The organism is Streptomyces sp. NPDC001507, assembly GCF_042894765.1.
In the GTDB taxonomy this organism is placed as follows: domain Bacteria; phylum Actinomycetota; class Actinomycetes; order Streptomycetales; family Streptomycetaceae; genus Streptomyces.
Genome location: NZ_JBIAVV010000004.1, coordinates 654,682 through 680,918, shown reverse-complemented (window position 1 = coordinate 680,918; position 26,237 = coordinate 654,682). Strand labels below are relative to the sequence as shown.

At 71.1% G+C, this 26,237-nt stretch carries 32 protein-coding genes; 19 read left to right on the top strand and 13 right to left on the bottom strand.

Annotated features, from left to right (window positions below; all coding sequences use genetic code 11):
* The first annotated feature begins 16 nt into the window (after window positions 1-16).
* From ACFY0K_RS16980 to ACFY0K_RS16970, 3 genes are read left to right on the top strand one after another with little or no spacing between them, the layout of a single operon-like run.
* A complete protein-coding gene (locus tag ACFY0K_RS16980) occupies window positions 17-877 on the top strand; it encodes an ABC transporter ATP-binding protein (RefSeq protein ID WP_351961557.1) in 861 nt (286 codons plus the stop codon).
* Window positions 874-2,415, top strand: coding sequence for an ABC transporter permease (locus tag ACFY0K_RS16975; protein ID WP_390640484.1), 1,542 nt, complete (start codon window positions 874-876; stop codon window positions 2,413-2,415). Before ACFY0K_RS16980 ends, ACFY0K_RS16975 begins: the two co-directional genes overlap by 4 nt.
* A 50-nt stretch (window positions 2,416-2,465) precedes the next feature.
* Window positions 2,466-2,681 carry a hypothetical protein gene (locus ACFY0K_RS16970; RefSeq protein WP_390640483.1) on the top strand — a complete coding sequence of 72 codons (216 nt, stop codon included), beginning with the start codon at window positions 2,466-2,468 and terminating at the stop codon, window positions 2,679-2,681.
* A gap of 7 nt (window positions 2,682-2,688) precedes the next feature.
* Here the strand turns inward: ACFY0K_RS16970 and mshD are convergent, their stop codons facing one another.
* A complete protein-coding gene (gene mshD, locus ACFY0K_RS16965; protein ID WP_390640482.1) occupies window positions 2,689-3,618 on the bottom strand; it encodes a mycothiol synthase in 930 nt (309 codons plus the stop codon).
* Window positions 3,619-3,787: 169 nt separating this feature from the next.
* Between mshD and ACFY0K_RS16960 the strand changes: the two genes are divergently transcribed.
* The 3 genes from ACFY0K_RS16960 (at window position 3,788) to ACFY0K_RS16950 (ending at window position 8,198) form a co-directional block, all read left to right on the top strand.
* Window positions 3,788-5,584 (top strand): bifunctional metallophosphatase/5'-nucleotidase, encoded by a 1,797-nt coding sequence (locus ACFY0K_RS16960; RefSeq protein ID WP_390640481.1) that lies wholly within the window; start codon window positions 3,788-3,790, stop codon window positions 5,582-5,584.
* Between the two features lie 594 nt (window positions 5,585-6,178).
* Entirely contained in the window at window positions 6,179-6,316 is a 138-nt protein-coding gene (locus tag ACFY0K_RS16955) for a hypothetical protein (RefSeq protein ID WP_382721186.1), read from the top strand.
* A 91-nt stretch (window positions 6,317-6,407) separates the two neighbouring features.
* On the top strand, window positions 6,408-8,198 hold the full coding sequence (locus tag ACFY0K_RS16950) for an ABC transporter ATP-binding protein (RefSeq protein ID WP_390640480.1): 1,791 nt from the start codon (window positions 6,408-6,410) through the stop codon (window positions 8,196-8,198).
* Here ACFY0K_RS16950 and ACFY0K_RS16945 read toward each other — a convergent pair.
* A complete protein-coding gene (locus tag ACFY0K_RS16945; RefSeq protein ID WP_390640479.1) occupies window positions 8,188-8,904 on the bottom strand; it encodes a response regulator transcription factor in 717 nt (238 codons plus the stop codon). The genes ACFY0K_RS16950 and ACFY0K_RS16945 overlap by 11 nt on opposite strands.
* Before the next feature lie 67 nt (window positions 8,905-8,971).
* Complete coding sequence (locus ACFY0K_RS16940) at window positions 8,972-9,706, bottom strand: PH domain-containing protein (RefSeq protein ID WP_390640478.1); 735 nt, start codon at window positions 9,704-9,706, stop codon at window positions 8,972-8,974.
* Between the two features lie 292 nt (window positions 9,707-9,998).
* On the opposite strand from ACFY0K_RS16940, the gene ACFY0K_RS16935 reads away from it, so the two are divergent.
* Window positions 9,999-10,589, top strand: coding sequence for a Uma2 family endonuclease (locus ACFY0K_RS16935; RefSeq protein ID WP_390640477.1), 591 nt, complete (start codon window positions 9,999-10,001; stop codon window positions 10,587-10,589).
* Between the two features lie 13 nt (window positions 10,590-10,602).
* On the opposite strand, the gene ACFY0K_RS16930 is transcribed toward ACFY0K_RS16935, so the two are convergent.
* The 6 genes from ACFY0K_RS16930 to ACFY0K_RS16905 all read right to left on the bottom strand — a co-directional run bounded on the left by ACFY0K_RS16930 (window position 10,603) and on the right by ACFY0K_RS16905 (window position 16,533).
* Complete coding sequence (locus ACFY0K_RS16930) at window positions 10,603-12,030, bottom strand: ATP-binding protein (protein WP_390640476.1); 1,428 nt, start codon at window positions 12,028-12,030, stop codon at window positions 10,603-10,605.
* Entirely contained in the window at window positions 12,027-12,761 is a 735-nt protein-coding gene (locus tag ACFY0K_RS16925; protein ID WP_390640475.1) for a response regulator transcription factor, read from the bottom strand. Before ACFY0K_RS16925 ends, ACFY0K_RS16930 begins: the two co-directional genes overlap by 4 nt.
* Before the next feature lie 102 nt (window positions 12,762-12,863).
* Window positions 12,864-13,142 (bottom strand): hypothetical protein, encoded by a 279-nt coding sequence (locus tag ACFY0K_RS16920; protein WP_390640474.1) that lies wholly within the window; start codon window positions 13,140-13,142, stop codon window positions 12,864-12,866.
* 31 nt (window positions 13,143-13,173) lie between these two features.
* Window positions 13,174-14,322, bottom strand: coding sequence for a S1C family serine protease (locus ACFY0K_RS16915; RefSeq protein WP_390640473.1), 1,149 nt, complete (start codon window positions 14,320-14,322; stop codon window positions 13,174-13,176).
* A 292-nt stretch (window positions 14,323-14,614) separates the two neighbouring features.
* Window positions 14,615-15,637, bottom strand: coding sequence for a LacI family DNA-binding transcriptional regulator (locus tag ACFY0K_RS16910; RefSeq protein WP_390640472.1), 1,023 nt, complete (start codon window positions 15,635-15,637; stop codon window positions 14,615-14,617).
* A gap of 107 nt (window positions 15,638-15,744) precedes the next feature.
* Window positions 15,745-16,533 (bottom strand): response regulator transcription factor, encoded by a 789-nt coding sequence (locus tag ACFY0K_RS16905; RefSeq protein ID WP_351703435.1) that lies wholly within the window; start codon window positions 16,531-16,533, stop codon window positions 15,745-15,747.
* 179 nt (window positions 16,534-16,712) lie between these two features.
* On the opposite strand from ACFY0K_RS16905, the gene ACFY0K_RS16900 reads away from it, so the two are divergent.
* From ACFY0K_RS16900 to ACFY0K_RS16865, 8 genes are all read left to right on the top strand, one after another.
* A complete protein-coding gene (locus ACFY0K_RS16900) occupies window positions 16,713-17,549 on the top strand; it encodes an alpha/beta hydrolase (RefSeq protein ID WP_390640471.1) in 837 nt (278 codons plus the stop codon).
* 53 nt (window positions 17,550-17,602) lie between these two features.
* Window positions 17,603-17,857, top strand: coding sequence for a MoaD/ThiS family protein (locus ACFY0K_RS16895; protein WP_093501288.1), 255 nt, complete (start codon window positions 17,603-17,605; stop codon window positions 17,855-17,857).
* Window positions 17,858-17,866: 9 nt separating this feature from the next.
* A complete protein-coding gene (locus ACFY0K_RS16890; RefSeq protein ID WP_390640470.1) occupies window positions 17,867-19,021 on the top strand; it encodes a hypothetical protein in 1,155 nt (384 codons plus the stop codon).
* Window positions 19,022-19,385: 364 nt separating this feature from the next.
* The gene (locus ACFY0K_RS16885) at window positions 19,386-20,123 is read left to right on the top strand and encodes a DUF2993 domain-containing protein (RefSeq protein ID WP_390640469.1); all 738 of its coding nucleotides are present in this window, start codon (window positions 19,386-19,388) and stop codon (window positions 20,121-20,123) included.
* A 203-nt stretch (window positions 20,124-20,326) separates the two neighbouring features.
* Window positions 20,327-20,407, top strand: a complete 81-nt coding sequence (locus ACFY0K_RS16880) for an Ms5788A family Cys-rich leader peptide (protein ID WP_350751515.1) — start codon at window positions 20,327-20,329, stop codon at window positions 20,405-20,407.
* A 120-nt stretch (window positions 20,408-20,527) separates the two neighbouring features.
* Window positions 20,528-21,367 (top strand): sulfurtransferase, encoded by an 840-nt coding sequence (locus tag ACFY0K_RS16875; RefSeq protein ID WP_093501295.1) that lies wholly within the window; start codon window positions 20,528-20,530, stop codon window positions 21,365-21,367.
* A 50-nt stretch (window positions 21,368-21,417) separates the two neighbouring features.
* Window positions 21,418-21,705: a DUF1416 domain-containing protein gene (locus ACFY0K_RS16870; RefSeq protein ID WP_093501297.1), complete on the top strand. Its 288-nt coding sequence runs from the start codon at window positions 21,418-21,420 to the stop codon at window positions 21,703-21,705.
* A 108-nt stretch (window positions 21,706-21,813) separates the two neighbouring features.
* Window positions 21,814-22,077, top strand: a complete 264-nt coding sequence (locus ACFY0K_RS16865) for a DUF3099 domain-containing protein (RefSeq protein ID WP_351703420.1) — start codon at window positions 21,814-21,816, stop codon at window positions 22,075-22,077.
* Between the two features lie 94 nt (window positions 22,078-22,171).
* Here the strand turns inward: ACFY0K_RS16865 and ACFY0K_RS16860 are convergent, their stop codons facing one another.
* Window positions 22,172-22,534 carry a DsrE family protein gene (locus tag ACFY0K_RS16860; protein ID WP_093501301.1) on the bottom strand — a complete coding sequence of 121 codons (363 nt, stop codon included), beginning with the start codon at window positions 22,532-22,534 and terminating at the stop codon, window positions 22,172-22,174.
* Between the two features lie 22 nt (window positions 22,535-22,556).
* On the bottom strand, window positions 22,557-23,021 hold the full coding sequence (locus tag ACFY0K_RS16855; RefSeq protein ID WP_390640468.1) for an LUD domain-containing protein: 465 nt from the start codon (window positions 23,019-23,021) through the stop codon (window positions 22,557-22,559).
* Between the two features lie 269 nt (window positions 23,022-23,290).
* Between ACFY0K_RS16855 and ACFY0K_RS16850 the strand changes: the two genes are divergently transcribed.
* Both ACFY0K_RS16850 and ACFY0K_RS16845 read left to right on the top strand, forming a co-directional pair.
* Entirely contained in the window at window positions 23,291-23,488 is a 198-nt protein-coding gene (locus ACFY0K_RS16850; RefSeq protein WP_388714921.1) for a hypothetical protein, read from the top strand.
* Between the two features lie 118 nt (window positions 23,489-23,606).
* Window positions 23,607-24,203: a hypothetical protein gene (locus tag ACFY0K_RS16845; RefSeq protein WP_388714924.1), complete on the top strand. Its 597-nt coding sequence runs from the start codon at window positions 23,607-23,609 to the stop codon at window positions 24,201-24,203.
* 44 nt (window positions 24,204-24,247) lie between these two features.
* Here the strand turns inward: ACFY0K_RS16845 and ACFY0K_RS16840 are convergent, their stop codons facing one another.
* Together ACFY0K_RS16840 and ACFY0K_RS16835 are read right to left on the bottom strand one after the other, a co-directional pair.
* A complete protein-coding gene (locus ACFY0K_RS16840) occupies window positions 24,248-24,481 on the bottom strand; it encodes a hypothetical protein (protein WP_390640467.1) in 234 nt (77 codons plus the stop codon).
* Complete coding sequence (locus tag ACFY0K_RS16835; RefSeq protein WP_390640466.1) at window positions 24,478-24,846, bottom strand: hypothetical protein; 369 nt, start codon at window positions 24,844-24,846, stop codon at window positions 24,478-24,480. Before ACFY0K_RS16835 ends, ACFY0K_RS16840 begins: the two co-directional genes overlap by 4 nt.
* A 176-nt stretch (window positions 24,847-25,022) precedes the next feature.
* Here ACFY0K_RS16835 and ACFY0K_RS16830 point away from each other — a divergent pair, with 176 nt between their 5' ends.
* The gene (locus ACFY0K_RS16830; RefSeq protein ID WP_390640465.1) at window positions 25,023-25,865 is read left to right on the top strand and encodes a helix-turn-helix domain-containing protein; all 843 of its coding nucleotides are present in this window, start codon (window positions 25,023-25,025) and stop codon (window positions 25,863-25,865) included.
* The gene (locus ACFY0K_RS16825) at window positions 25,847-26,119 is read left to right on the top strand and encodes a DUF397 domain-containing protein (protein ID WP_390640464.1); all 273 of its coding nucleotides are present in this window, start codon (window positions 25,847-25,849) and stop codon (window positions 26,117-26,119) included. The genes ACFY0K_RS16830 and ACFY0K_RS16825 overlap by 19 nt, the downstream gene beginning before the upstream one ends.
* Window positions 26,120-26,237: the final 118 nt, after the last annotated feature.

The window sequence follows — 26,237 nt, the reverse complement described above, 5'->3', positions numbered from 1 at the left end:
CCGCTGGAGTCCTGAGTTGAACACCACTGTCTCCGCCGCCGGCCTCACCGTGCGCTACGGCGGCACCCCCGCGCTCGACGGCGTCACCCTGTCCCTGACGGACGGCGTCACCGGCCTGCTCGGGCCCAACGGCGCCGGGAAGACCACCCTGTTGAAGGTCCTCGCCACCGCCGTACCGCCCGACGGCGGCACCTTCACGGTGCACGGCGAGGACCCGGCCACCCCGGCCGGCCGGCTGGCGGTCCGCCGCACGCTCGGCTACCTCCCGCAGACCCCCGGCTTCCACCCGGACTTCACGGCCTTCGAGTTCGTCGACTACGTCGCCATCCTCAAGGAGCTCACCGACCGCGGCGGCCGCCACCGCGAGGTCCGGCGCGTCCTGGACCAGGTCGGCCTGGCCGACGTGCGCGGCAGGCGGATCAAGCGGCTCTCCGGCGGGATGCGGCAGCGGGTCGCGCTGGCCGCCGCGCTCGTCGGCGGCCCCCGGTTCCTGGTCCTGGACGAGCCGACCGTCGGACTCGACCCCGAACAGCGCATGCGGTTCCGGGAGCTGATCGCGGAGGCCGGCGAGGGCCGCACGGTCCTGCTCTCCACCCACCAGACCGAGGACGTCGCGATGCTCTGCAACCGGGTGATCGTGCTGGCCGGCGGCCGGGTGCGGTTCGACGGCACACCGGCCCGGCTGACGGCCCGCGCGGCCGGACGCGTGTGGAGCAGCACGGAACGCGCCCCGGGCGCACGGGCGGGCTGGCGCACCGGCACCGGTGCCTTCCGCAACGTCGGCGACCCGCCCGCCGGCGCCGACCTGCTCGAACCGACCCTGGAGGACGGCTACCTGCTGGTCCTCGACGACGAGACCACGGGGGTGGCGGCATGACGGCCGTACTCGCGGCAGAGCCGGCGGCCGCCGGGCGCGAGCACCAGGAGCGGGTCACCGCGTCCGGGTCCGTCTTCGCCCTGGCCGTGTTCGAGGCCCGCCAGCTCCTCCTCCAGATACCGCTGCTCTTCTTCGGCCTGCTCTATCTCGTCTACGTCGGCTACGGCCTGTTCGGCCGGGACGAGGGCATGGACGCGTATCCCGTCCTGCACGACGTGGACCGCGCCACCCAGGGCGGCCCCGAGCTGTTCGCCGTGGCCCTGCTGGTGTGCGTGCACCGGGCGGCGCTGCTGAACCGGCGGCGCGGCCTGGAGGAGCAGTTCGGGGTGCTGGCGATGGCGCCCGCCCGCCGTACGCTCGCCCACGCCCTGTCCGTCGTGCCCTTCGCGGTCGGCGTGGCCGCGGTGGTCGACGTCCAGTTCGCGTGGGCATCGCTGCGGCCGGGCGCGGTCGGCCATGGCTCGGTCTTCGAACTGGCGGTGGCCCCGCTGACCGTCCTGCTCGCCGGCGCGCTCGGTGTGCTGCTGGCCAGGGTCCTGCCGCACCCGGCGGCCCCGCTGCTCTTCCTGCTCGCGATCGGGTTCGTCACCAGCCTGCTGCCCGCCGGCTCGGGCACGCACGGCGTGGACTGGCTGTGGCCCGCGGTGCTGCAGAACGGCGGCACCCCGGTCCCGGGCGAACTGCTGGGCCGCCCGGCGGGCTGGCACGCGCTGTATCTGCTGGGCCTCACGGTGCTGTCGGTGTGCGCGGCCATGCTGGTGGCCGGCGGCCGGGCGCGGCTCCTGAAGGCGGCGGCGGCCGTGGCGCTTGCGGCGGCGGTGGCCGGCGTGGCCGGGCAGACGCCGGGGGACTCCCCGGGCCTGCAGGCCGAGCGGAAGGCGGAGGCGGACCACCCCGCGAAGTTCCAGACGTGCGTCGAGCGGGCCGGCTCCCGGTACTGCGCGTACCCGGACTGGAAGGGCTGGACCGTCGACTGGGCCTCGGTCGTCCGTCGCGTCCAGGCCGAGGCGGGCGGCGAGCAGGCCACGGCCCGTCTCACCGTCCGCCAGCGCATCCCGGAGATCACCGACCTGACCGCGGACGCCACCCTCCCGACCAGCTCCGCCCCCGGCACGGTCACCGTCGGCACCCAGTGGGGCGGCAACCGGGTCCCCGAGTTCGCGGTCGGCGTCGCCCGGATCCTGGTCGCGGGCAACGAGCAGGCGTCCGTCGAGATGTGCGACGCCCGCCCGGTCATGACGATGTGGCTGGCCCTGGCCACCGACCCCAGCCCCGAGGACGCCTTCCGCCACCTCCGCATCGACGACAGCCTCACGGGCTCGGCCGCGGTCCTCACCCCGGACGGCGGCAGCATGTCCGTCTCGGCCCAGCAGACCCAGGTGGTACGGGAACTGCTCCGCGAGCCGCACGACACGGTGGCGGCCCGGGTCAAGTCCCACTGGCAGCAGCTGGTCTCACCGCACACGACGACAGCCGAGGCGGCCCGCCTGCTCGGCGTAGCGGTGCCCAAGGGCCCGGACGACTGCCAGGAGGGCTGACGGGGGCATGATGGGGGGCAACAGAGGCCGGGACGGGTGAGGAGACGGACGTGGACAATCCCTTCCGCGACAATCCCTTCCGTGACGGGGGCCCGGCCGAGAGGCTGATGCCCTGGCTCTCGGCCGCCGTCGTCCTCGTCCTCGCCACCGCCACCCTGGCCGGCGGTGCCGGGCCCCTCGTCAAGGCGCTCGCCGCGGCGGTCGCCGTCGCCGTGCTCGGCAGGTCCGCCTACCTGATCAACCGCAGGCGGCCGCCGAACCGGTGAAGGTTGCTCACGTCTCCGTCCGGTACATCAGGTCCGTCTCGTGCGTCACGAAGCCCAGCCGTTCGTAGACCGCGACCGCCGCCGTGTTGTCGGCGTCGACGTACAGCATCGCCGTCGGCAGCCCCCGTGCCGCCAGGTGCCGCAGACCGATGGTGGTGAGGGACTTGCCGAGGCCGCCGCCCTGGGCGGCGGGGGAGACGCCGAGGACGTAGACCTCGCCGAGGCGTTCCGCGTCGTGGACCTTCGTCCAGTGGAAGCCGAGGAGTTCGTCGCCGCGCTCGGCGAGGAAGAAGCCGGCCGGGTCGAACCAGGGCTGGGCCTTGCGGTCGTCGAGGTCGCGCTGGGTGAGCGAGCCCTGTTCCGGGTGGTGGGCGAAGGCGGCGGCGTTGACGGCGAGCCAGGCCGCGTCGTCCCGGCCGGGGACGAAGGCGCGGACGGTGACGCCCTCGGGCAGCTTCGGGTCCGGCAGGTCGAGGTCCGTCAACGAGCGGCGCATCTGGCGCAGTTCGCGGAACAGGGTGAGGCCGAGGACCTGTGCGAGGTGGCGGGCCGCCGAGTGGCCGCCGTGCGCCCAGACCCGCAGCCGCTTGCCGGACGCTGCCAGCAGGGCGGAGCCCAGTGCGCGGCCGTGGCCGTGGCCCCGGTGGGCCGGGTGGACGACCAGTTCCGCGGCCGGCGCCTCCACCGGGTCGGTGTCCTCCAGCTGGGCGTAGCCCACGAGTTCGTCGCCGACGGAGAGGAGCAGATGGGAGACGCCCTCCCGGGCGCCGCCGCTCAGCTGGAGGCGGCCCTGCTCGGACACCGGCTGCTGGCCGTCGGCCTGAGCGGCCGCCGCCAGCAGTTCCCGTACGGCCTCGGCCTGATCCGGGGCGAGCGCGGAGTAGGTGTCGATGGAGCGGGAGTACATGGGCGGCCGTGCGGTGTCGTCGCTGGTCATGCGTACGAGGGTACGGGGCCGGATCGGCAAAGTGCGGGCACCTGGGGAAGGTAAAGGACAGGGCAACCGGCAACCAAGATGTAACCATGAACCCCCTGTTGCGCTACGCGCGTTGACCCTAGGCTGCGCCGGACCGGGCCACTTCTCAGCAGACCCACAGGGGGGTTCCATGCACGCGGAGTCCAGACCGTCCCGACGCCGTACGTACGCGCTGCTCGCGTCGGCCGCCGGGCTCGCCACCGTCGCGGCCCTGGCGAGCGCGCTGCCCGCCGACGCGCACTCCGGCAAGGAGCACGGGCACCAGGGCCCCGGCCGCTACCAGGACGTCCAGTTGCTCTCCTTCAACGACCTGCACGGCAACCTGGAGCCGCCGTCCGGCTCCTCTGGCCGGGTCACCGAAACCCAGGCGGACGGGACGTCGAAGACGATCGACGCCGGTGGTGTCGAGTACCTCGCGACCCACCTGCGGCAGGCCCGCAAGGGCAAGGAGTACTCCGTCACCGCCGCGGGCGGCGACATGGTGGGCGCCTCCCCGCTCGTCTCCGGCCTCTTCCACGACGAGCCGACCATCGAGGCGCTCAACAAGCTGGACCTGGACGTCACGACGGTCGGCAACCACGAGTTCGACGAGGGCGCGAAGGAACTGGCCCGCCTGCAGAACGGCGGCTGCCACCCCACCGACGGCTGCTACACCGGCAAGAGGTTCAAGGGCGCCGACTTCCCGTACCTGGCGGCCAACGTCCTCGACGAGAAGACGGACAAGCCGATCCTCAAGCCCTACTGGGTCTGGCAGAAGAAGGACGTCAAGATCGGCTTCATCGGCGTCACCCTGGAGGGCACGCCCGGCATCGTCTCCGCCGACGGCGTCAAGGGCCTGGCCTTCAAGGACGAGGTCGAGACCATCAACAAGTACGCCAAGGTGCTCCAGCGCCAGGGCGTCCAGTCGATCGTGGCGCTGGTCCACGAGGGCGGCTTCCCGTCCTCGTCCAGCTACAACTACGACTGCGACTCGCCAGGCGCGGGCGACGGCATCTCCGGCCCGATCGTCGACATCGCGAAGAACGTCACCCCGGCCGTGGACGCGCTGGTCACCGGCCACACCCACACCGCGTACGTCTGCACGATCGACGACCCGGCCGGCAACCCCCGCATGGTCACCTCGGCCGCCTCCTTCGGCCGCCTCTACACCGACACCACGCTGACCTACGACCGCCGTACCGGCGACATCGCGCGTACGGCCGTGCAGTCCGCGAACCACGTGGTCACCCGGGACGTCGCCAAGGCGCCCGACATGACCGAGCTGATCGGCAGGTGGAACACCCTCGCCGCCCCGATCGGCAACCGCGCCATCGGCTACATCTCCGCCGACGTCAACAGCACCGGCACCGAGTCCCCGATGGGCGACCTGATCGCCGACGCCCAGTTCGCGTACGGCAAGGAGCTGGACCCGGAGACCGACCTCGCGCTGATGAACCCGGGCGGGGTACGGGCCGGTCTGACGTACGCGGCCAAGGGGAGTGAGGGCGACGGCGTCGTGACGTACGCCGAGGGCTTCACGGTCCAGCCGTTCGCCAACACCGTGAACCTCCAGGACTTCACCGGCGCCCAGCTCGTCCAGGTGCTCAAGGAGCAGGTGAGCGGTGCGAACGCGGCCGCCCCGAAGATCCTCCAGCCGTCCGACGGGCTCACCTACACCCTGGACCTGACGAAGACGGGCGCGGACCGTGTCGTCGCCGATTCCGTGAAGCTGAACGGCACGGCCATCGACCCGGCCGCCACCTACCGCGTCGCCACCAACTCCTTCCTGGCGGGCGGCGGCGACGGCTTCACCACCCTCGGCCAGGGCACCGGCGACCTGGTGGGCACCGACGACCTCTCCGCCCTCGCGGAGTACCTGACGGCCCACTCCTCGGCCACGAGCCCGCTCGCGCCGCCGGCCGCGAACAGGATCACGATCGTGCAGTAGTCACCCGCCCCCGCCCCGGGCCCGGTACGCACCCCGTGCGTACCGGGCCCTTTCTGCTGCATCCGCTGGATAAAACCTATGTGAGACAGCGAACGGTTCCCGGTTGCTCCTGAAAATTCATCTCACCCGTAATTCATGGATGTCTAACTGAAAATGGCTTTCTCCGGCTCTCGGGTCACGTAATGTTTTCCATGTCGAAAGCGAACGGCGCGGACGACGGAACGAAGGAGAAAGACATGAGCTTCCACAAGATCGTCCCGGTGAAGAAGACCGAGAAGCCCGCACCGAAGCCGGCTCCGAAGAAGAAGGACTGCAAGAAGTCCCAGCCCAAGCGCCCCGTGGGCAACCGCTGACTCGCCGGCCCAGAGGAGGGAATCACCATGAGCTTTCACAAGATCGTCCCCGTCAAGAAGAACCACAAGCCCGCTCCGGCCCCGAAGAAGCCCACACCCAAGAAGCCGGAGTCGAAGCGTCGTCCGGTCGGCGACGAGCGCTGACAAAGAATTTACAGAAGTAATTCAAATCAATTCACAGGTTGTTGCAGCGGGGCAGTAGAGAAACTGTTGCAGAACCACGACAGAAGTCACCGCAGAAGTGACCGCAGAGAGGCAGAACACCATGAGCTTCCACAAGATCGTCCCCGTCAAGAAGCACCGCAAGCCGGCCCCGGCCCCGAAGAAGCCCGCGCCGAAGAAGCCGGAGCCGAAGCGCCCCGTCGGCGACAAGCACTGAGACGCGCTGCGAGGCGGGGTCACCGGTTACGCGTGGTCGCACCGGTGGCCCCGCCTCGGCCATGTGCATGTACAGAAGGGAGTTGCCGACCATGAGAGAAGCCCGTACGGCCTTCCGCCGTTTCTGGCCGCTGACCCGCGGTGACCGCAGGTGGCTGTGGATGATCATCGCGTGTGTCGTGGTGTCCGCACTCGCCGAGACCGCCGCGATCCTGCTCTTCGCCGACCTGACCGACAACGCCCTGCAGGCCGGTTCGCTCGCCGCCTTCTGGGGTCCGGCCGCCGCCTGGCTCGGCGTCGCCGCGCTCGGCGCGTTCGTCGGCTACCTCGGCAACTCCCTGGCCACCTGGACCGCCGAGAGATTCGTCCTGCGCCTGCGCGCGAAGGTCTTCCGGCACGTCCAGGACCTCCCGCCGCACTTCTTCCAGCGGCACCGCCAGGGCGACCTGGTGGAACGCCTCACCGGTGACGTCGAGGCCATCGAGCAGATGGTCGTGTCCGGTGTCGTCGGCACCGTCGCCGCCGCGTTCTCCGCCGTCTTCTACGCGGCCGCCGCCTTCTGGCTCCGCTGGGACCTGGCCCTGGCCACCTTCGTCCTCGCGCCCCTGTTCCTGCTCGCCGCCCGCCGCTTCTCCGGCCGGATCAAGACGGCCTCCCAGGCCGAGCGGGTCGCCGACAGCGCGATCACCTCGGTGGTCGAGGAGTCCCTCGGCAACGTCGTCCTCACCCAGGCGTACAACCGCCGCCGGGACGAGGAGAAGCGCCTGGACGCCGAGGCCCGCGCCTGGATGAAGGCCAGCGTGCGCGGCGCCCGGCTCAGCGAGATGTACGCGCAGTTCGTCGAGGTCGTCGAGACCCTCTGCGTGCTCGCCGTCATCGGCCTGGGCGTCTGGGAGATCTCCGCCGGCCGCATGACCCTCGGCCAGCTCCTCGCCTTCGCGGCCTTCCTCGGCTACCTCTATCCGCCGATCCGCAACCTGGGCCAGCTCGGCCTCACCCTCACCGCGGCCACCGCGGGCGCCGAACGCATCGGCGAGATCCTGGACGCCGAGCCCGCCGTCACCGACCCCGCCCGGCCCGTCGGCCCCTGGCCCGTCCGCGGCTGGGTCAGCTTCCACAACGTCTCCTTCCGCTACCCGGAGTCCCCCCGCGCCTCCCTCCGCGACGTCGACCTCACCGCGAGCCCCGGCGAGCTGGTCCTGGTCACCGGCAGGAGCGGCGCCGGCAAGTCCACCCTCGCCAAGCTCCTCACCCGCTTCTACGACCCCTCGGCCGGGGTGATCTGCCTGGACGGCGTCCCGCTCACCGACGTACCCCTGGAGTTCCTCCGCGAGAACGTCGCCCTGCTCCCTCAGCAGACGCTGATCCTCAACGGCACGGTCCGCGAGAACATCGGGTGCGGCCGCCCCGGCGCGAGTGACGAGGAGATCGAGCAGGCGGCCCGGGACGCCGCCGCCCACGACTTCATCGCCGCCCTCCCCGAGGGCTACGCCACCCACATCGCCCCCGGCACGGCCGCCCTCTCCGGCGGCCAGCTGCAGCGCATCGCCATCGCCCGCGCGATGCTCCGTGCCGCCCCGGTCCTCGTCCTGGACGAGCCGACGGCCGGCCTGGACGCCATCGCCGCCCGCCAGGTCGTCGGCCCCCTGCGCAGACTCATGGCAGGCCGTACCACCATCATGATCACGCACGACCTCACCCTCGCCCCCGACGCCGACCGCATCCTGGTCGTCGACCGCGGCCGCCTGGTGGAGGCGGGCACCCACGCCGAACTCCTCGCCCGCGACGGTGCCTACGCCGCCCTGGCCCACCCGCTCCCGGAGGCCGTCACGGCGGAACCGGCGGTGCCGGCCCCCGACGAGACGATGATCCTCAGGTGGTAGCACCGTTCCTGAGCGTGTACCCCAGTCCGCGCACGGTGTGGATGAGCCGCGGTTCGCCGCGGCTCTCCAGTTTCCGCCGCAGGTACATGATGTAGACGTCCAGCGTGTTGGAGGCGGGCACGAACTCGAAGCCCCACACGTCCCGCAGGATCCGCTCCCGGCTGAGCACCCGCCCGGGATGACGCAGCAGGAACTCCAGCAACGCGTACTCGGTCCTCGTCAGGTCCAGGGCCCGGTCCTCGCGGTGCACGGTCCGGCTCCGCAGGTCCATCGAGACGTCGCCGAACCCGAGGAACCGGTCCCCGCCGTCCGCCTCCGTCCCCGTCGCCCGCCGCGGACTGCGCCGCAGCAACGCCCGCACCCGGGCGAGGAGTTCCTCGGCGGCGAACGGCTTGGCCAGGTACGCGTCGGCGCCGTTGTCGAGGGCGACGATCCGGTCCCCCACGGCGTTCCGCCCGGTGATCATGAGAATCGGCACGGTGTTCCCGGAGGCCCGGATCCGCCGCGTGGCCGCCAGGCCGTCCAGTCCCGGCATCTCCACGTCCATCAGTACCAGGTCCGGCTCGCTCTCCGGAGTCCCGACCAGATCGAGGGCCACTCTGCCGTCGCCGGCGAGCACCGTCTCGTACCCCTCGAACCTGAGCAGCCGCCCGATCCCGTCCCGTACGGCCGCGTCGTCGTCGGCCAGCAAAATCTTCCTCGCCATCTGACTCGCCATCCGACAAAAGTGTGACGAGCGGCTGTGACGGGGCTGGGGGTGGGATGTGGATGGGCTACGGCTGCCGGGCCGGGGAGCGCGGCGGCCGAGTGCTCCAGTACCGGTCGAGCACGGCGGCCAGGGCGACACCCGAGGCCAGGGGCACGCACACCATGAACAGGAACGGGTGGTCCGGGCGCCCCACGGCGACCCGCCAGATGTCGGTCACGAACATGAGGCAGAAGACCGCGATCGTGCCGTACGCCCCCCACGTCCACGCCCTGCGCCGCGCGGCCCCCCGCAGGATCCGCTCCTCGACGTCCGGGCGGCGCTCCCAGGTGAGGCTGCGCAGCGGGGCGGCGGCCAGGCACAGCTCGGCGACCTCGGCGTAGGGGTCGTCGACCTGCCAGTCGTCGAGGTGCGGGAGCAGGAAGCGGCGGCCCTGGAAGTCGTACAGGTAGGTGAGCCACTGCGGGGCCGCCCGCCCGGAACCGCGCGGCGCGTGCTCGACCCGGATGTCGTACACCTCCGACCAGGCCCAGCTCCGCGCCCGCACCGGCCCCTGCGCGGTGATGCCGACGGCCGTGACCCTGGTGCGCGCCCGGAACTGCTCCAGCGCGATCCGTGCGATCGCCCCGGCCATCAGCAGCGCCATGACCGGCGGCCCCCACCGGACCCCGCCGCCCCGGTCGCCGGAGACCCGGCCGGTCTGGACGAACGCGTTCATCAGCAGCAGCCCCAGCAGCAGAAGCTGCGTCCGCGGCTGCCTCCGCCGCTTCCGGTACTCCCGCCCGACCCCACCCTCGTCCACGCCCCGAACCCCTCCCCGTACGCACCGAACGGGTGCGCGACTGGGGAGAGGATAAGCCGCCCCTCCACAGCCTCGGGAGGCGGTTCGGACTGAGCAGAGGCGGACCGTTCCGTCCTCGCTCGAACGGGTGAGCTGGAGCCGATTCCCCCTGGTCACCGGCAGTGCCTCACCTAGCGTGATCGCGTTGCTTGTGCCGCAGGCACGCCCAGCCCACACTTGAGGAGGAGGTGCCGCCTTGACCGCTCTCGCACATGAGAGGCCCGAGACCATGTCCGAGGCTTCGGCTGACATCGTGAACGTACCCGACCTGGACGAGGTCCTGTGGCAGGCCTGGAAGGCCATGGAACTCCCCGAGGGCTACCGCGCTGAGATCATCGAGGGAGCCATCGAGGTGTCGCCCACCGGCCGTTACTCACACAGCCAGATCGTCTTCATGCTGAAGGAGGCCTTGGGGGAGTTCCTCAAAGGCGGGGACTTCGCTGCCCGGAACGACACGAACGTTATCCATGAGAACCGCGTTTGGGTACCCGACCTCTTCGTCGTCGCCAGGGACCCCGAGCGCTACGTGACAGACGACGGGCTCGGCCTGACTGCTGCGGGCGTACGAGTCGTCTTCGAAGTCACCTCGCCCGGGAAGCGCAGTCTCGACCGCGACCGCATCCGCAAGCGTCGCGAGTACGCCCGCGCCGGCATCCCCGTGTACGTGATCATCGACGACTACGACGGCCAGGGCGCCGTCACCCTCTTCACGGGCCCCCGCCCCGACAAGGCCGACTGGGAGGACATCCACCGCGTCCCCTACGGCACCGACGTCACCGTTCCCGAAGGCCCCGCCAAGGGGTTCGTGATCGGGGAGGCGATCACGGGGCCGAAGCGCGGGTGACTCCGAGGGCGCGTCAGGGCGTCTCCGGCGGAGCCGTGGGTGCCCCCGGCAGCCGTACCGTCGCCAGGGTGCCGCCGCCGTTCGCGCGGGCCAGGGTGACGTCGCCGCCTGCCTGTTGGACCGTGCGGGCGACGATGGAGAGGCCGAGGCCCGAGCCGGGGAGGGCCCGTGCGCTCGGGGAGCGCCAGAAGCGGTCGAAGACGTGGGGGAGTTCGTCCTCGGGGATGCCGGGACCGTGGTCGCGGACGGTGAGGACGCCGCGTTCCAGGGCGACCTCGATCTTGCCGCCCTCGGGGCTGAACTTCACCGCGTTGTCGAGGATGTTGACGATCGCCCGCTCCAGGGCGGAGGGCTCCGCCCGGACGAACCACGGCTGGACGTCCGCCGTGATGGTCAGCTCCGGGCCGCGCAGTCGGGCGCGGCGCAGGGCCGCCTCGACCGTGTCCTGAAGCGCCACGATCTGCACGCGCTCACCGCGCTGCCCCTCCGAGCGGGACAGCTCCTGGAGGTCGCCGATCAGCGACGCCAACTCCGTCATCTGCGCCTTCACCGAGGCGAGCAGCGCCTTGCGGTCCGCCGGGGGGATCGGGCGGCCCGTCTCCTCGCTGCGGGTGAGGAGTTCGATGTTCGTGCGGAGCGAGGTGAGAGGGGTGCGGAGCTCGTGGCCGGCGTCCGCGATGAGCTGCTGCTGGAGCTCCCGGGAGCTGGCCAGCGAGCTGGTCATGCTGTTGAAGGAGCGGGAGAGGCGGGCGATCTCGTCGTCCGACTCCTGCTCCACGGGGATCCTGACACTCAGGTCCTCGGTACGGGCGACGTGCTCGACGGCCTCGGTGAGCTTGTCGACGGGGCGGAGACCGGCACGGGCTACGGCGAGGCCTGCGGCGCCGGCGCCGACGACTCCAATGCCGGAGACGAGGAGGAGGATCAGGGCGAGGTCTTTGAGGGTGTCCTGGGTGCTCTTCAAGGGGACGGCGGTGACCAGCCCGACGTACGAGCCGCCCTGGGTGGGGAACACCTGGGTCATGACACGTACCGCGTTGCCACTCTCGTCGGTGCCGTTGCGGAAGTAGAGCGTGTCGGTGTCCCCGGCCTTGATGGTGTCCTTGTCGGACTGGGCGACCTTGATGGCGTCCGTGGAGCCGGGCAGCAGGCAGACGGTGCCGTCCGTCGTGACGCCCTGGCCGTAGTTGCTCCGCAGGCTGTTGTGTTCCTGGGGTGTGTCGGAGCAGTCCCTGAGGGCAGCGCTGAGGAGCTGCGTGGCCACCGGCCCGTGCAGCTGCTTCTCCAAATCGTTTCGAAGCTGCTCGTACAGCTTCCCCTGCACGATGAACCAGCAGGTCACCGAAACCGCCGCCACCGCGAACGCCACCGCTGACGCGACCAGCATGGACAGGCGGGCGCGGATCGGGAGGGTGCGGAAGCGGGCGGTGAGCCTGTTCACTCGGCGCCGCCCTGGCGCAGGACGTACCCGACGCCGCGCACGGTGTGGACGAGGCGGGGCTCGCCGCCGGCCTCGGTCTTGCGGCGGAGGTACATGACGTAGACGTCCAGGGAGTTCGAGGAGGGCTCGAAGTCGAAGCCCCAGACGGCCTTCAGGATCTGCTCGCGGGTGAGGACCTGGCGCGGGTGCGCCATGAACATCTCCAGGAGGGTGAACTCCGTGCGGGTCAGCTCGACCTGGCGGCCGGACCGGGTGACCTCACGGGTCGCCAGGTCCATGCGCAGGTCGCCGAAGGTGAGCGCCTCGTCCTCCTGGACGCCGTCGGCGACCGCGGCCACGTACGAGTTGCGGCGCAGGAGGGCGCGGATGCGGGCGAAGAGTTCGTCGAGCTCGAACGGCTTGACCAGGTAGTCGTCCGCCCCGGCGTCGAGCCCGGTGACGCGGTCGCCGACCGTGTCGCGGGCCGTCAGCATCAGGATCGGGGTGGTGTCGCCGGCCCCCCGGATGCGGCGGGCGGCCGTCATGCCGTCCATCCGCGGCATCTGGATGTCGAGGACGATCAGGTCCGGCTTGTAGGCGGTCGCCTTCTCCAGCGCGTCCGCGCCGTCGACGGCGACCTCGGTCTCGTACCCCTCGAAGGCGAGGCTGCGCTGGAGGGCTTCGCGTACGGCCGGCTCGTCGTCGACGATCAGGATGCGCTGGGGTTCACGGTCGCCATCGGCGGGGCTCATCGCTCGCGGTTCCTCGGGGTGTGGGGGTTCTTGGTCGGGACGCCTCTCAGCCTCGCATGTTTCCGGGCTGTCGGGTATGCACACCGGTGGGGTGGTACGCCCCTAGCCGCGTACCAGGGTCATGCGGCTCAGCGGCACCTTGCGCTGGTGCGGCCGGGCCGCCGAGGTGCGCAGGCCCATCAGCTGCGGGGCCGGCACGACCTCAGGGGCGCGCGGGGCGGGGGCCGGGACCGGGGCCACCATGGCCTCCGGGGCGCGCGGCGCCGGGGTCGGCGCGACCACGGCCTCCGTCGGTGCGTGGAGCTCGTACGCCACGGCAAGGGCCAGGCTGACACCGGCCGGGCTGTCGGCGGACATCGTGTGCGAAACCTGCTTGATCATGACGTGCTCCCTACGTGCTCTTGCCGGTGGTTCAGCTGGTGGAGCCCGACCGCAGCTTGGCCAGGTCGGACTTGACGGTGTTGATCGGGATGGCGAAGCCGAGGCCGACGCTGCCCGCGTCCGAGGAGGACGACGAGGAGTCGGAACTGGCCGAGTACATCGCGGAGTTGATGCCGACGATGTCGCCGCTGGCGTCGATCAGCGCGCCGCCGGAGTTGCCGGGGTTCAGGGACGCGTCGGTCTGGATCGCCTTGTAGGTCGTGGTGGACGAGCCGGTGTCGCCGTTGAACTGCTGGCCGCCGAAGGAGAACGGCCACCGGCCGGCGCCGCCGCCCTGCTGTTGCTGCTGCTGGCCCTCGTCGGTGGAGACGGTGACGTCCCGGTTGAGCGCGGAGACGATGCCGCTGGTGACGGTGCCGGTCAGGCCCTCGGGCGAGCCGATCGCCACGACCGTGTCGCCGACCTGCACGCCGTCGGAGTTGCCGAGGGTGGCGGGCTCGAGACCGGAGGCGCCCTGGAGCTTGAGGAGGGCGAGGTCCTTGGAGCTGTCGGTGCCGACGACCTTGGCGGTGTACGACTTGCCGTCGCTGGTGGTGACCTTGACCGACTGGGCGCCGGAGATCACGTGGTTGTTGGTGACGATCTCGCCGTCGCTGGTGATGACGACGCCGGAGCCGGTGGAGGTGCCGTCGCTGAGGGTCGCGTTGACCTCGACGACGCTCGGGCTGACGGCGGCGGCGATCGTGGCGACGTCGCCCTTCTTGCTGGAGGGCACCACGCTGGTGGTGGTGCTGCTGGAGACGACGTCGTTCTTGCCGGTCAGCTCCTGGAAGGCGTACGCGGTGCCGCCGCCGACGGCGGCCGCGACGATGGCGACCGCGGCGAGGAGGGCTATCGGGCCCCGGGGCCGCTTCTTGGGTGCCGAGTGCGTCCCGTGCTCCGCGGGGTGCTCCGCCGGGTGCTCCGCGTCCGGGCCGACGGTGGGGAGTACGGCCGTACCCTCGCCGTAGCCGCCGCCCTGGCCGCCGTCGACCACCGGCTGGTGGGTGGGCGGGGGCGGCCACTCCGGGTTGACGGAGGAGGAGGCGTGCTGCTGCTGGGGGTACGCGCCCTGGTAGGCGTCACCCTGGGGACCCTGCGGGTTCTCGTACTCGCCGCTGCGGCGGAAGCTCTCGGTCATGACACATAGCTTGTCCCGCGACCATGAGAGCCTCCTGAGTGCCCGCTGAGAACGCCGCGAGAAGCTCGTTTGCCCGATATAAGGAACCTTCTCGCAGGTCGCGGAGGGTTCTCATGGGCCGCTCATGAAGGTCTACCTGTGCGTGCGGCCCGGTGGGGGCTTGCCGCGCAGTTCGCCGCGCCCCTAAAGGGGCGCTCAGCGCATCGCCCTGCTTTTAGGGGCGCGGGGAACTGCGCGAGCAACCACGACGCACCCGCGGTCGACGAATCACTGCGCACCCGGGCCCGAAGGCCTACCCGCACCCGCAGGAGCCCCGCACCACCAGCCGAGAAGGAAACGTCTTCAGACGCTCCCTCCGCGACCCCGCCACCCGCAGCCCGTCGTCGAGCACCAGGTCCACCGCGGCGCGCGCCATCGCCGGGCGGTCCGAGGCGATCGTCGTCAGCGGGGGATCCGCCAGCGCCGCCTCCTTGATGTCGTCGAAGCCGGCCACCGCCAGCTCCCCGGGCACGTCGATACGCAGCTCGCGGGCCGCCCGCAGCACGCCGAGGGCCTGGTCGTCGGTGGAGCAGAAGATCGCCGGGGGACGGTGGGGGCCGGCGAGGACGTCGAGGGCGACCCGGTACGCGTCGTACCGGTTGTACGGCGCCTCGAACAGCCGGCCCTCCGTCGGCAGACCCGCCTCGTCCATCGCCCGCTTCCAGCCCTCGACGTGGTCGGAGACCGGGTCGCCGACGGCCGGGGTGTCGGCGGTGCCGCCCATACAGGCCACGTAGTCGTAGCCGTGCTCCAGCAGATGGCGGACGGCGAGCTGGGCGCCGCCGAGGTCGTCGGTCACCACCGCCACGTCGTCGATCGCCTCGGGCCGCTCGTGCAGCAGCACCACTCGGGCGTCCCAGGCCTCGATCTCGGCGGCGGCCAGGTCGTTCAGCGCGTGGGAGACGAGGATGAGGCCCGAGACCCGCATCCCGAGGAACGCGCGCAGGTAGTGCACCTCGCGCTCGCCGACGTAGTCGGTGTTGCCGACCAGCACCATCTTTCCGCGCTCGGACGCGGCCTGCTCGACCGCGTGCGCCATCTCGCCGAAGAACGGCTGGCGGGCGTCGGGAATGATGAGGCCTATGAGGTCGGTGCGCCGGGACGCCATCGCCTGGGCGACCCGGTCCGGGCGGTACCCCAGTTCCTTGATCGCGGCGAGTACACGCTCGCGCGTGGCCGGGGCGACCGGCCGGGGTCCGTTGTTGATGACATAACTGACAACGGCGGTGGAAGTCCCCGCCAGCCGCGCCACATCATCCCGAGTCACCTTGGCCACGCGCGGAGTCTACGCGGATGGACCCGCTCTGGGCAGGGCGAATCGGAGCTTCGCTTGCGTAAGCAATGCCCGGTCCGGGCGACGGTCATGCCGCGCCCGGACCGCGACTACGCCTCCGCCGGTACCTCGACCGCGTCCAGGGCCGCCGATGCGTCCGCATCCTCCGGCTTTGGCCGGTCGGCGTGCGCCTTGGCCGCGTCACCGGCGCGCTCGCCCCGTTCGCCCTTCTCCGGCGTAACGAATCGATAACCGACGTTCCGGACGGTTCCGATCAAGGACTCGTGCTCCACGCCGAGCTTGGCGCGCAGCCGTCGTACGTGTACGTCGACGGTCCGGGTGCCGCCGAAGTAGTCGTAGCCCCAGACCTCCTGGAGCAGCTGTGCACGAGTGAACACCCGCCCGGGGTGTTGGGCGAGGTACTTCAGCAGCTCGAACTCCTTGAAGGTGAGGTCGAGGACCCGTCCCTTCAGCTTCGCGCTGTACGTCGCCTCGTCGACCGACAGGTCGCCGTTGCGGATCTCCATGGGGGAGTCGTCGGCGACGATCTGCTGCCGGCCCATGGCCAGCCGCAGCCGGGCCTCGACCTCGGCGGGACCCGCCGTGTCGAGGAGGACGTCGTCGATGCCCCAGTCGGCGGTGACGGCGGCGAGCCCGCCCTCCGTCACGACGAGGATGAGGGGACAGCCGGGGCCGGTGGAGCGGAGCAGCTGGCAGAGGCTGCGGACCTGCGGGAGGTCACGGCGTCCGTCGATCAGGATGACGTCGGCACCCGGGGTGTCGACGAGGGCGGGCCCTTCCGCCGGGGCGACCCGCACGTTGTGCAGGAGCAGGCCGAGAGCCGGCAGCACCTCCGTCGACGGCTGGAGGGCGTTGGTCAGGAGCAGCAGAGAACTCATAAGTCTGGTTCCTCCTCGGTCCCTGCGAGGACTGTGTGCAACGACACTGCGCTGCGCTCCCGATGTTCCGTACACCGCGGGTCACCTGGAGTTTCCCGCTTCGTATACAGCCCTTCCGAAAGCACAAAAGGACCCGGTGGCGGCGCTGCCCGAGTCCTCTGCCCAGCAGAATAGCCCACATGAGCATCGGTCCGGCAGGTCATGTGCCACGTTCCGCCGTTCGTCCGACATATGAGACGAGCAGAAACGCCTCTATGCGGACGTTTCTGCGCACGGACGACGGGGTTTCCATCGATTCCGTATACGATCCCGCCTCCGCCGTATACGACGGCTTCCAGCCACCTTCCCGTGACCTCGCGTTCGTCCTGGCCCACGGTTTCACGGGAGACGTGGACCGGCCACACGTACGACGGGTGGTGGCCGCCCTGACCGATTACGCCCCGGTGGTCAGCTTCTCCTTCCGCGGCCACGGCCGGTCCGCCGGCCACACCACCGTCGGCGACCGCGAGGTCCTCGACCTGGCGGCGGCGGTGGCCTGGGCCCGGGACCTCGGCCACGCGCGCGTCGTCACGGTCGGCTTCTCGATGGGCGGCTCGGTGGTCCTGCGGCACGCCGCGCTGCACCCCGGTGTGGACGCGGTCGTCTCCGTGTCGTCCCCCGCCCGCTGGTACTACCGCGGCACCGCCCCCATGCGCCGCGTCCACTGGCTGGTCACCAGACCCGAGGGGCGGCTGGTCGGCCGCTACGGCTTCCGCACCCGGATCCACCACCGCGACTGGGACCCGGTACCGCTCTCCCCGGTGGAGGCGGTGCCGAAGATCGCGCCGACCCCGCTGCTGATCGTGCACGGCGACAGCGACGGCTACTTCCCGGTCGACCACCCGCGGATGCTGGCCGACGCCGCAGGTGGCGCCGCCGAGCTCTGGCTGGAGCCCGGCATGGGCCACGCCGAACACGCGGCGAGCGACCGACTGCTGGCCAGGATCGGCGACTGGGCGGCGTCCCGGGCGGGCTAGCCTGGCCCCGTACACAGCCGACTGATGAACTTCCGAGCCTCTTGAGGAACCGCATGCCCAAGGTCACGGTGCGCTACTGGGCCGCCGCGAAGGCCGCGGCCGGCATCGCCGAGGAGCCGTACGACGCGGACACCCTCGCCGAGGCGCTGGCCGCGGTGCGTACGCGACACCCCGGTGAACTGGCGCGCGTCCTGCGGCGATGCTCCTTCCTCATCGACGGTGACCCCGTGGGCACGCGCGGACATGAGACGGTACGGCTGGCCGAGGGCGGCACGGTCGAGGTGCTCCCGCCGTTCGCAGGAGGGTGAGCGAGAGCGATGACCAACCAGCCGTACGAGCCGTACGAGCCGTACGAGGGCTACGACCCCTATCAGCAGCCACCGCAGCAGCCGCAGCCACCTGCGCAGCCGCAGTGGGGGTACGACGAGCAGCAGTACGCCACCCAGCAGTGGCAGGGCCAGACCTGGGAGACGCAGACGCACACCCCGGTGCAGGGCGCGGCCGCTCCGACGCCGATGACGGCGGCCCCGGAGACGGCGTACCTCCCGCCGCAGTCGTACGAACGCCCGTACACCGCCGAACAGCCGCAGCCCCAGCCCCGGTCTCAGCAGCCGTCGCAGGCGTTCGGCCCCCCTGCTTCCGCCGCTGCCCCTGCCCCCGCGCCTGCTCCCACCCCCGCCGAACCCGACACGGGCTACGGCCCCGCCACCCTCGCCGGCAACGCGCGCGTCACGGACGCCCAGCGGGCCCGCCTGGAGGGCCGCTCACCGATCATCGAGCCCGGCATGCAGCCCGCCCTGCTCACGGCGCTGCTGGGCCTGCTGCTCGCGGTGGCGGCGCCGATCTCGTCGTACGCCCTCGTCGTCCCCCTGGTGATCCTCCAGGCCGTGACGGCGGCGGGCTGGTTCCGCCTGAACGGCATGTGGCCGGCCCGGCAGGGCATCGCGCTCGCCTTCCTGGGCGGGGTCACGGCGGACGTGGCGGTCCTGGTGGCGGGCCGCGACCAGGCCCCGGCGGCGATCCTCGGCCCGCTGGGCATCTGGGTCCTGCTCACCCTCGTCCTCCAGCTCCGCTCGCACGCGGACCCGGACACCCGGATGTACGGCCTGATGGCCACCGTCGCCTCCTCCGCACTGGCGATCATCGCGACGGGCTACCTGGGCGCGGACCCCGACGCGGTGTCGGTCGGCGCGGCCGCGGTCGCGGTGGCCGTCCTCGCCCGGGCGCTGCCCCTGCCGATCGCTGCCTCGGTGGTCGTGTCCCTGCTGGCCGCGGCCGGCGCGGGCATCGCGGTGGGCGGCATGACGGGCCTGGGCGCGAAGGGTGCCCTGATCGGAGCGGCGGCCGCGGTCTGCGCCCTCATCGGCCACCGCGCCGCGAGCTACGACTACCCGTCACGGTTCGTCCACTTCACAGCAGGCGTCGCCCTCCCCCTGACGGCCGCGGCCCCGGTGGTGTGGATCCTCCACTAGCCCCTCCGGGGGCGAGGCCGAAAAGCCTTTCCCACCCACCCACCCGTCTCGGTTCGTAGAGCAGCGAGGTCGAGCGCCCCGTAAGGGGCGCGGGGTACCGCGCGCTCAGCCTCCACCGACCTGCACCGGGTCGCGGGCCTGGGGCCCCGTAAGGGGCGCGGGGAACTGCGCGACCAGCCCCCGCCGGGCCCGCACTCGAAAACGGACCGGTTCACCCCTGTTGCGGGGGTCTGGGGGCGGCAGCCCCCTGGACCACCAGCGCCCTCACTGTCACAGCTGGTCGACAATCTCGCGTCGGCCCGCTCCCGCAGGGTTAGCGTGGCGGCACCGATGCCATCAGCCGACCCCCGGGGAAACCGACCACATGCGTGCACTGCGAATCCTTCTGATCACCGTCGTAGTCCTCGGTGTCCTCTTCGTGATCGTCGACCGCGTCGCCGTGCACTTCGCCCAGGGCGAGGTCGCCGGCAAGCTGAAGACGAAGGAGAACCTCGCGAGCACCCCCGCCGTCTCCATCAAGGGCTTCCCGTTCCTCACCCAGGTCGCGAGCGGCACCCTCGACGATGTGCACGTCGGCATCAAGGAGTACGACGCCACCACCGGCACCACCGGCAAGACCATCCGCATCGAGGACCTGAACGCCGACATGAAGGACGTCACCTTCAGCGGCGACTACAGCTCCGCCACCGCGCAGACCGCCACCGGCACCGCGCACATCTCCTACGCGGATCTGCTGAAGGACGCCCAGACGGAGCCCACCGACCTCGGCCTCGGCTTCACAGGCCAGGTCGTCGGGCTCGCCTACGGCGGCAACGGCAAGATCAAGGTCACCGTCGACGTCACCGTCCCCGGCGTCAGCGCCCACCAGAAGGCGACCGTCCTGAGCACGGTCGCCGTCAAGGACAACACCGTCCAGGTGCACGCCGACAACCTCCCCAAGCTCGCCGGTATCGGCCTCGCCGAGGACCGCTTCCGGCAGGCCTCCGACTTCCAGCAGGCCATCGACCAGCTCCCCGGCGGCATCAAGCTGGACAAGGTGGAGGCCGCGCAGGACGGTGTGGAGATCGTGGTGCAGGGTTCGAACGTCAGGCTGGCCGGGTAGGAGGAGGCGGCACGACGGGACCGGCGCCGGTCCAGCACGCGAGACGGCTGCGTCCGTACAGTAGATGCGGTGACCGACACAGGCGCCCGCCCGCCCCGGAACCACGCCTCGGGATCCACTCCCGTCTCGCAATCCGGACGATCGCATCTCACCATACGACATGCCGGTGACATGCCCGGTTATCCGTCCCTACGATCGAGCCCATGAAGCGTCAGGCGGATCTCACGAAGCGGCGGGCAGTCGACCTGTGCCGCGTCGCCGCCATGCTCTGTCGCCCCTTCTGACGGCGGAGGCCGCGCCGCCTCCGCATCCCCCTGCCCTCCCTGCCGAGGGCATCCGTGCGCTCTGACGCGCACCCACCGCACTCGCACGCCCCGCCGCACCTGCCCCGGAGGAGAAAGAGCATGAGCCGCAGCGACGTCCTGGTCGACGCCGACTGGGTCCAGGACAACCTGGACAACCCCGAGATCGCGATCGTCGAGGTGGACGAGGACACCTCCGCCTACGACAAGAACCACATCCGAGGCGCGATCCGCATCGACTGGACCAAGGACCTGCAGGACCCGGTCCGCCGCGACTTCATCGACCAGGAGGGCTTCGAGAAGCTCCTGTCGGCGAAGGGCATCGCCAACGACACGCTGGTGATCCTCTACGGCGGCAACAACAACTGGTTCGCGTCCTACGCCTACTGGTACTTCAAGCTCTACGGCCACGAGAACGTCAAGCTCCTCGACGGCGGCCGCAAGAAGTGGGAGCTGGACGCCCGCGAGCTGGTCGAGGAGGTCCCGGAGCGCACCGAGACCACCTACAAGGCCAAGCCGCAGAACACCGCCATCCGCGCCTTCCGCGACGACGTCGTGGCGGCCATCGGCTCGCAGAACCTCGTCGACGTCCGTTCCCCCGACGAGTTCTCCGGCAAGCTGCTCGCCCCGGCCCACCTGCCGCAGGAGCAGTCCCAGCGCCCCGGCCACGTGCCCTCGGCCCGCAACATCCCGTGGTCGAAGAACGCCAACGACGACGGCACCTTCAAGTCGGACGACGAGCTCAAGGAGCTCTACGCCGAGGAGCAGGTCGACCTCGCCAAGGACACCATCGCGTACTGCCGTATCGGCGAGCGCTCGGCCCTGACCTGGTTCGTCCTGCACGAGCTGCTCGGTGTCGAGAACGTCAAGAACTACGACGGCTCCTGGACCGAGTACGGCAGCCTCGTCGGCGTCCCGATCGAGCTCGGCGCCAACAAGTAGGACCCCGGCAAGACCTCAGACCGACCGTTCAAGACCTCTGGAGTATCAGCATGTGTGGAGCGAAGGCCGGCGGCCCGGACCCCTCGACGATCAAGCCCGGTGAGACCACGATCCAGGGTCAGGTGACGAAGGACGGCGAGCCCGTGGTCGGCTACGTCCGCCTGCTCGACTCGACCGGCGAGTTCACCGCGGAGGTCCCCACCTCCGCCACCGGACAGTTCCGCTTCTACGCGGCGGAGGGCACCTGGACCGTCCGCGCCCTCGTCCCCGGCGCCACCGCCGACCGCACGGTCGTCGCCCAGCAGGGCGGCCTGGCCGAGGTCGCCATCGCGGTCTGAGCACACACCCCGCAAGGGCCGCGCCTTCCGGTCCGCGAACCGGAAGGCGCGGCTCTTCGCCGTTTCCGGAGCCGCGCCCAACGCCCGCCGTCGACCTACCCTGGACTCATGCTGGCCCGTCGCCGTCGCGTCTACTTCGTCATGATGGGGATCTGCATCGGTCTCTTCGTCCTGGCGTGGGGTGTCGTACGCATCTGGTCCGTCCCCGCCGCCGTGGGGATGTGCGTGGTGGCCATGGTCATCCCCCCGGTCGCCGCGATGGTCGCGAACCGCCGCGGCCCCGACGACCGCTGGTGGGACGACCCCTCCGGCGATCCGCAGTCCGACGAGTGGTGGGACGAACTGGACGGCAAGAAGCGGCCGAGGTCCTGATGGCAGCGTCCGTAAGGGGCGCTGGGGGAGGAACTGCGCGACCGGCCACGACGGCGCCGCAGTCGATGGGCGGCGGCACATCCAGCGGGAGCGGCTAGTACACGAGCGCCTGCGCCCCGTCCGCCATCGCCTCCTGCACGAAGACCTGCGCGCCCGCGATCCGTACGCCCTCGATGACGTCCTTCTCCGTGATGTCCCGGCGGGCCGCGCACTGGGTGCAGAGCGTGAGCGTGCCGCCGGCCAGGATCGAGTCGACCAGGTCGGGGAGCGGGGCCGCGTGCGGGAGTTCGAACTCGGCGGCCCGGCCCGGCAGGGCGAACCACGCGGACTCGCCGGTCAGCCACATCGACACCTCGACGCCGCTCGCCACGGCCACCGCCGCCACCGTGAACGCCTGCGAGCACCGCTCAGGGGCGTCCGCCCCCGCCGTCACCTTGATCACCAGCTTCTTCGCCATGCCGGAAGCGTAACGACCGCCGTCAGTGTCCGACGGCCACCCCGAGCAGCAGCACGGTGCCGCGTCCCGGGCGGGGCTCCGCGTTGAGGACGAGCAGCCGGTTGACGGCGCTGGGTGACCCGTACACCTCCCGGGCGCGGGCGTCCTCCAGCGGCAGGGCGTGTTCCTCGACCCGGCGCAGCGCCGTTCCCAGGTCGGGCACCACCTTCTGCGCGCCGACGACCCAGACCGCGTGGGCGGCCCCGCCGGCGTTGGCGGGAAGCTGGCTGCCGCTGCCCGAGGCGAGGACGAGTGAGCCGGTCTCGGTGACCGCGGCGACGCTGTTGACGACATAGTCGGGACTGGCGAGCAGCCTGCGGATCTCGTCGGCGCCGGTGGCCCGGTCGATGGCCAGGACACGCGGCCTGACGGCGTCGTACCGGCCGCCGGTGTTGATGTCCTCGTCGATGCCGGACAGCCGGAGCGTCTCGCTGGCCCCGGTGAACACGGTGGCGCCCTCGGGGAGCAGCGCCCTGACGCGGGCGCGCGGCCGCGTTGCCGTCCAGGATCTCGGCGGCGAAGCCGTTGGCACGCAGCGCGGCGGCCGTCCGCTCCAGCCGTTCGGCCGGTGCCGGGTCGGCGAAGGAGGGTGCGGGTGCCGCCTGGGGCGCCGTGCCCGCCAGCGGGGAGGTGCCGAGGTACCTGACCTCGTACACCCGCTCGGCGAACCGCCAGCCCTCCGCGGTACGCTGGTAACGGTCGTGGTAGATGGCGTAGTTGACCCCCTGGCGGCCGTCGAGGGTGCGGGCGATCTCCTGGATGCAGGCGCGGCCGGTCGCGCATCATCGCCGCGTCGGTGAACTCGCCGCGCAGCGCCTCGATCTCGAGATCGCGGACGACCTGATCAGGCACATCTGGGCGGTACGGAATCCCGAGAAGCTCCGTCCCTGGCGGTTCGGCCCGAACCAGCTCTGATCGGACGGTGAACGCGGTGCAGGCGTCGATGCGCCCCCGAGGGGTGGGGATCCGACGGGTTCAGGGCCACAGTGGACGTACCCGGTCGAGCGGAAGCCGGGGCGGGGAGGGACGACCGATGACGCAACCCGATCTGTTCGCGCCGGAAGCCGTCGTGGTGGGGCAACCGAAGCGTTCGAAGTGGCGCACGTACAGGGGCCCTGCCCTGGCCGTGTCCACCGTGGAGGGGACCCCGCTCGCCGAGGTCACGGACATCCACCACATGCACTTCGTCCTGACGACAACGTCCGGCGAGGTCGTCGTCCGCATCGAGAAGCGTTCCTGGGGCGAGCCGTTCCAGCAGTTCGGGCCGGTGCGGTTCCACTTCGCCGACGGAGCGGACCGGGAGATCGGCACCGCCGGTGCCCGTGGACCCGTCAAGTCACGGCAGCTGAGCCTCCGGACGGAACAAGGACGCCGACTCCTCCTCACCCGGCTGAGTGCGGCGTCGGTCGAATGGCGTCTCACGGAGGCCGACCCGGAAAGCGGCGACCCCGCGCCGGAGATCCTCGGCCGGGTCGAGGTGAGCACCATCGACCCATGGCTCGGGTTGCAGCAGTACGTCGTCGAAATGACGCCCCGCCTGGACGCCTCCGAACGGCGGACCTTCGTCGCCTCGGTCGTCTGCCTGCACCTGATCCGCCGCCCTCCGGGCGAGGGCTCCGGGGTGGCGTGAGTGCGCCGCAGCCGACGGACAACGGCACGCGGCCGCCGGACGGCTCACACCGGGGTGAGCACCGCGTAGTCCGCGAAGACGCGCCGATAGCGCAGGTGCCGGGTCTCCTGCGTATGCCTGCGCTGCCACTCCTCCACCTGCGCCGGATGCCCGCACACCCCCGACTCGGCCCCGCAGTCCTCCTCGTCCCCCGACACGCACCGTGCCGCGTACTCGGGCGCGGCACCCGCGTCCTGCACGATCAGGTACGGCACGTACCGGAGGACACGGCGGGTCACGGGTGCTCCGCCCGCTGGTGCTGGCGCAGCAGCACGTTCGCGTCGGTGGCCGCGCCGTGGTCGTGCGCGGCGCGGGCGGTCTCCCGCCGGTCGTCGAGGTGCGTGCACTCGGCGCAGCCTGGCACCGGCCACGGCGGCCGGCTGAGGTCCTCGGGATCCGGCGGCACGGCCCACGTACGGTCGTTCGCCGCCCGTACGCCCGCGCTGAGCCGCTCCTTGTCGGTGGCGGGCCGCAGCGTCGACGGATGGGCCTGCCACTCTCGCCCTCCCCCCACGGGACGCAGCATCGCGTACGGCCCCGACCGGTCCCGGTACTCGCCGACCTGGTCGGTTGCGGTGTCGTAGAGCAGGGTTCCGGGCTCCATGGCATTCGCTCCTTTTGTCCAACATCTATACGAAATGCGAGAGTTGGACTACTCTGCGTGTCGAGGCTGCTACGAGGATGGCCGGGAGGTGGGGTCGGCGCGCCGAGGAGGAGCGGTTCTTCCCCGTCTGGCGGCGCTAATTCCACAAATTCCACGGGGAATCCGGGAGGGGTGCGGTGCCGCAGAGGCGGGTGGTGACGGGACGCAGTCAGGAGCCGAGGCAGCGGTTCGCGGAGGAGCTGCGGCTGCTGCGGGCGGACCGGGGGGTGAGCTTGAAGGGGCTGGCCGAGGAGCTGGGCTGGGACGCGTCCAACTTCGGCAAGATGGAGAGCGGGCGGACCCTGGGGAGCCCGGAGGTCGTGGAGGCGCTGGATCAGTTCTACGGGACGCCTGGGCTGTTGCTGGCCTTGTGGGAGCTGGCGGTTGGGGATCCGTCGCAGTTCAAGGAGCAGTACCGGCGGTACATGGGGTTGGAGGCGGCGGCGGTGAGTCTGTGGCAGTACTCCGTGAGCAGGCCTCCAGGGTTGCTTCAGACAGCTGAGTATGTGCGCGAGGCGCTCGCGGCTGGCGGCTTGAAGGACGAAGAGCTGGACCAGCAGGTCGATGCGCGTATCGGCCGACGGACTGTACTGGAGGGCATGGACGCGCCGCCGTTTCGCGTCATTCTTTTTGAGGCGGCGCTGCGCAATTCACTGCGTGATCCCCAGGATTGGCGCACGCAGCTGGAGTATCTGGTGGATGCCGCCGAGCGTCCCAACGTCACTCTCCATGTGCTGCCGTTCGGCACGGGGCTGCATGGCTTGGACAGTACCGACACGATGTTCCTGCGGCTGCTGGACGGCCGCACTGTCGCCTATGCCGAAAACGACGTACGGGGCGAACTCATCGAGGAATCAAGCAAGGTTGAGCGCCTGCACCGCACATATGATGACGTACGTGACCGGGCCCTGACCCCTGCCGAGTCGCGGACGTTCATCTTGCGAGTGTTGGAGGAAGTGCCGTGCGAGCCATCGACCTGAGCAATGTGACGTGGCGTAAGAGCAGCTATAGCAACTCCGACGGCGGCAACTGCATCGAAGTCTCCGACGACCTGCTGCGCACGGCCGACTGGCGCAGGAGCAGCCACAGCAACCAGGACGGCGGCCAATGGCTCGAAGTAGCCACCGACATCCCCTCCCTCGTCCCCGTCCGTGACAGCAAGGACCCCTCCCGCGGAACCCTCCTGTTCGAAGCCTCCGCCTGGGCGGCCTTCGTCCAGCGGGTGGGGCGCTGACGCTGGACTACGGCCTGGACACGTCCGGGTTGGATCGCGACCTCGCCCTGCCCGGCCTGATCGCCGAAGGCGGCGAACTCGACGCGCTGGTGTCGGCGCAGGACGACTGCAGCGGGTC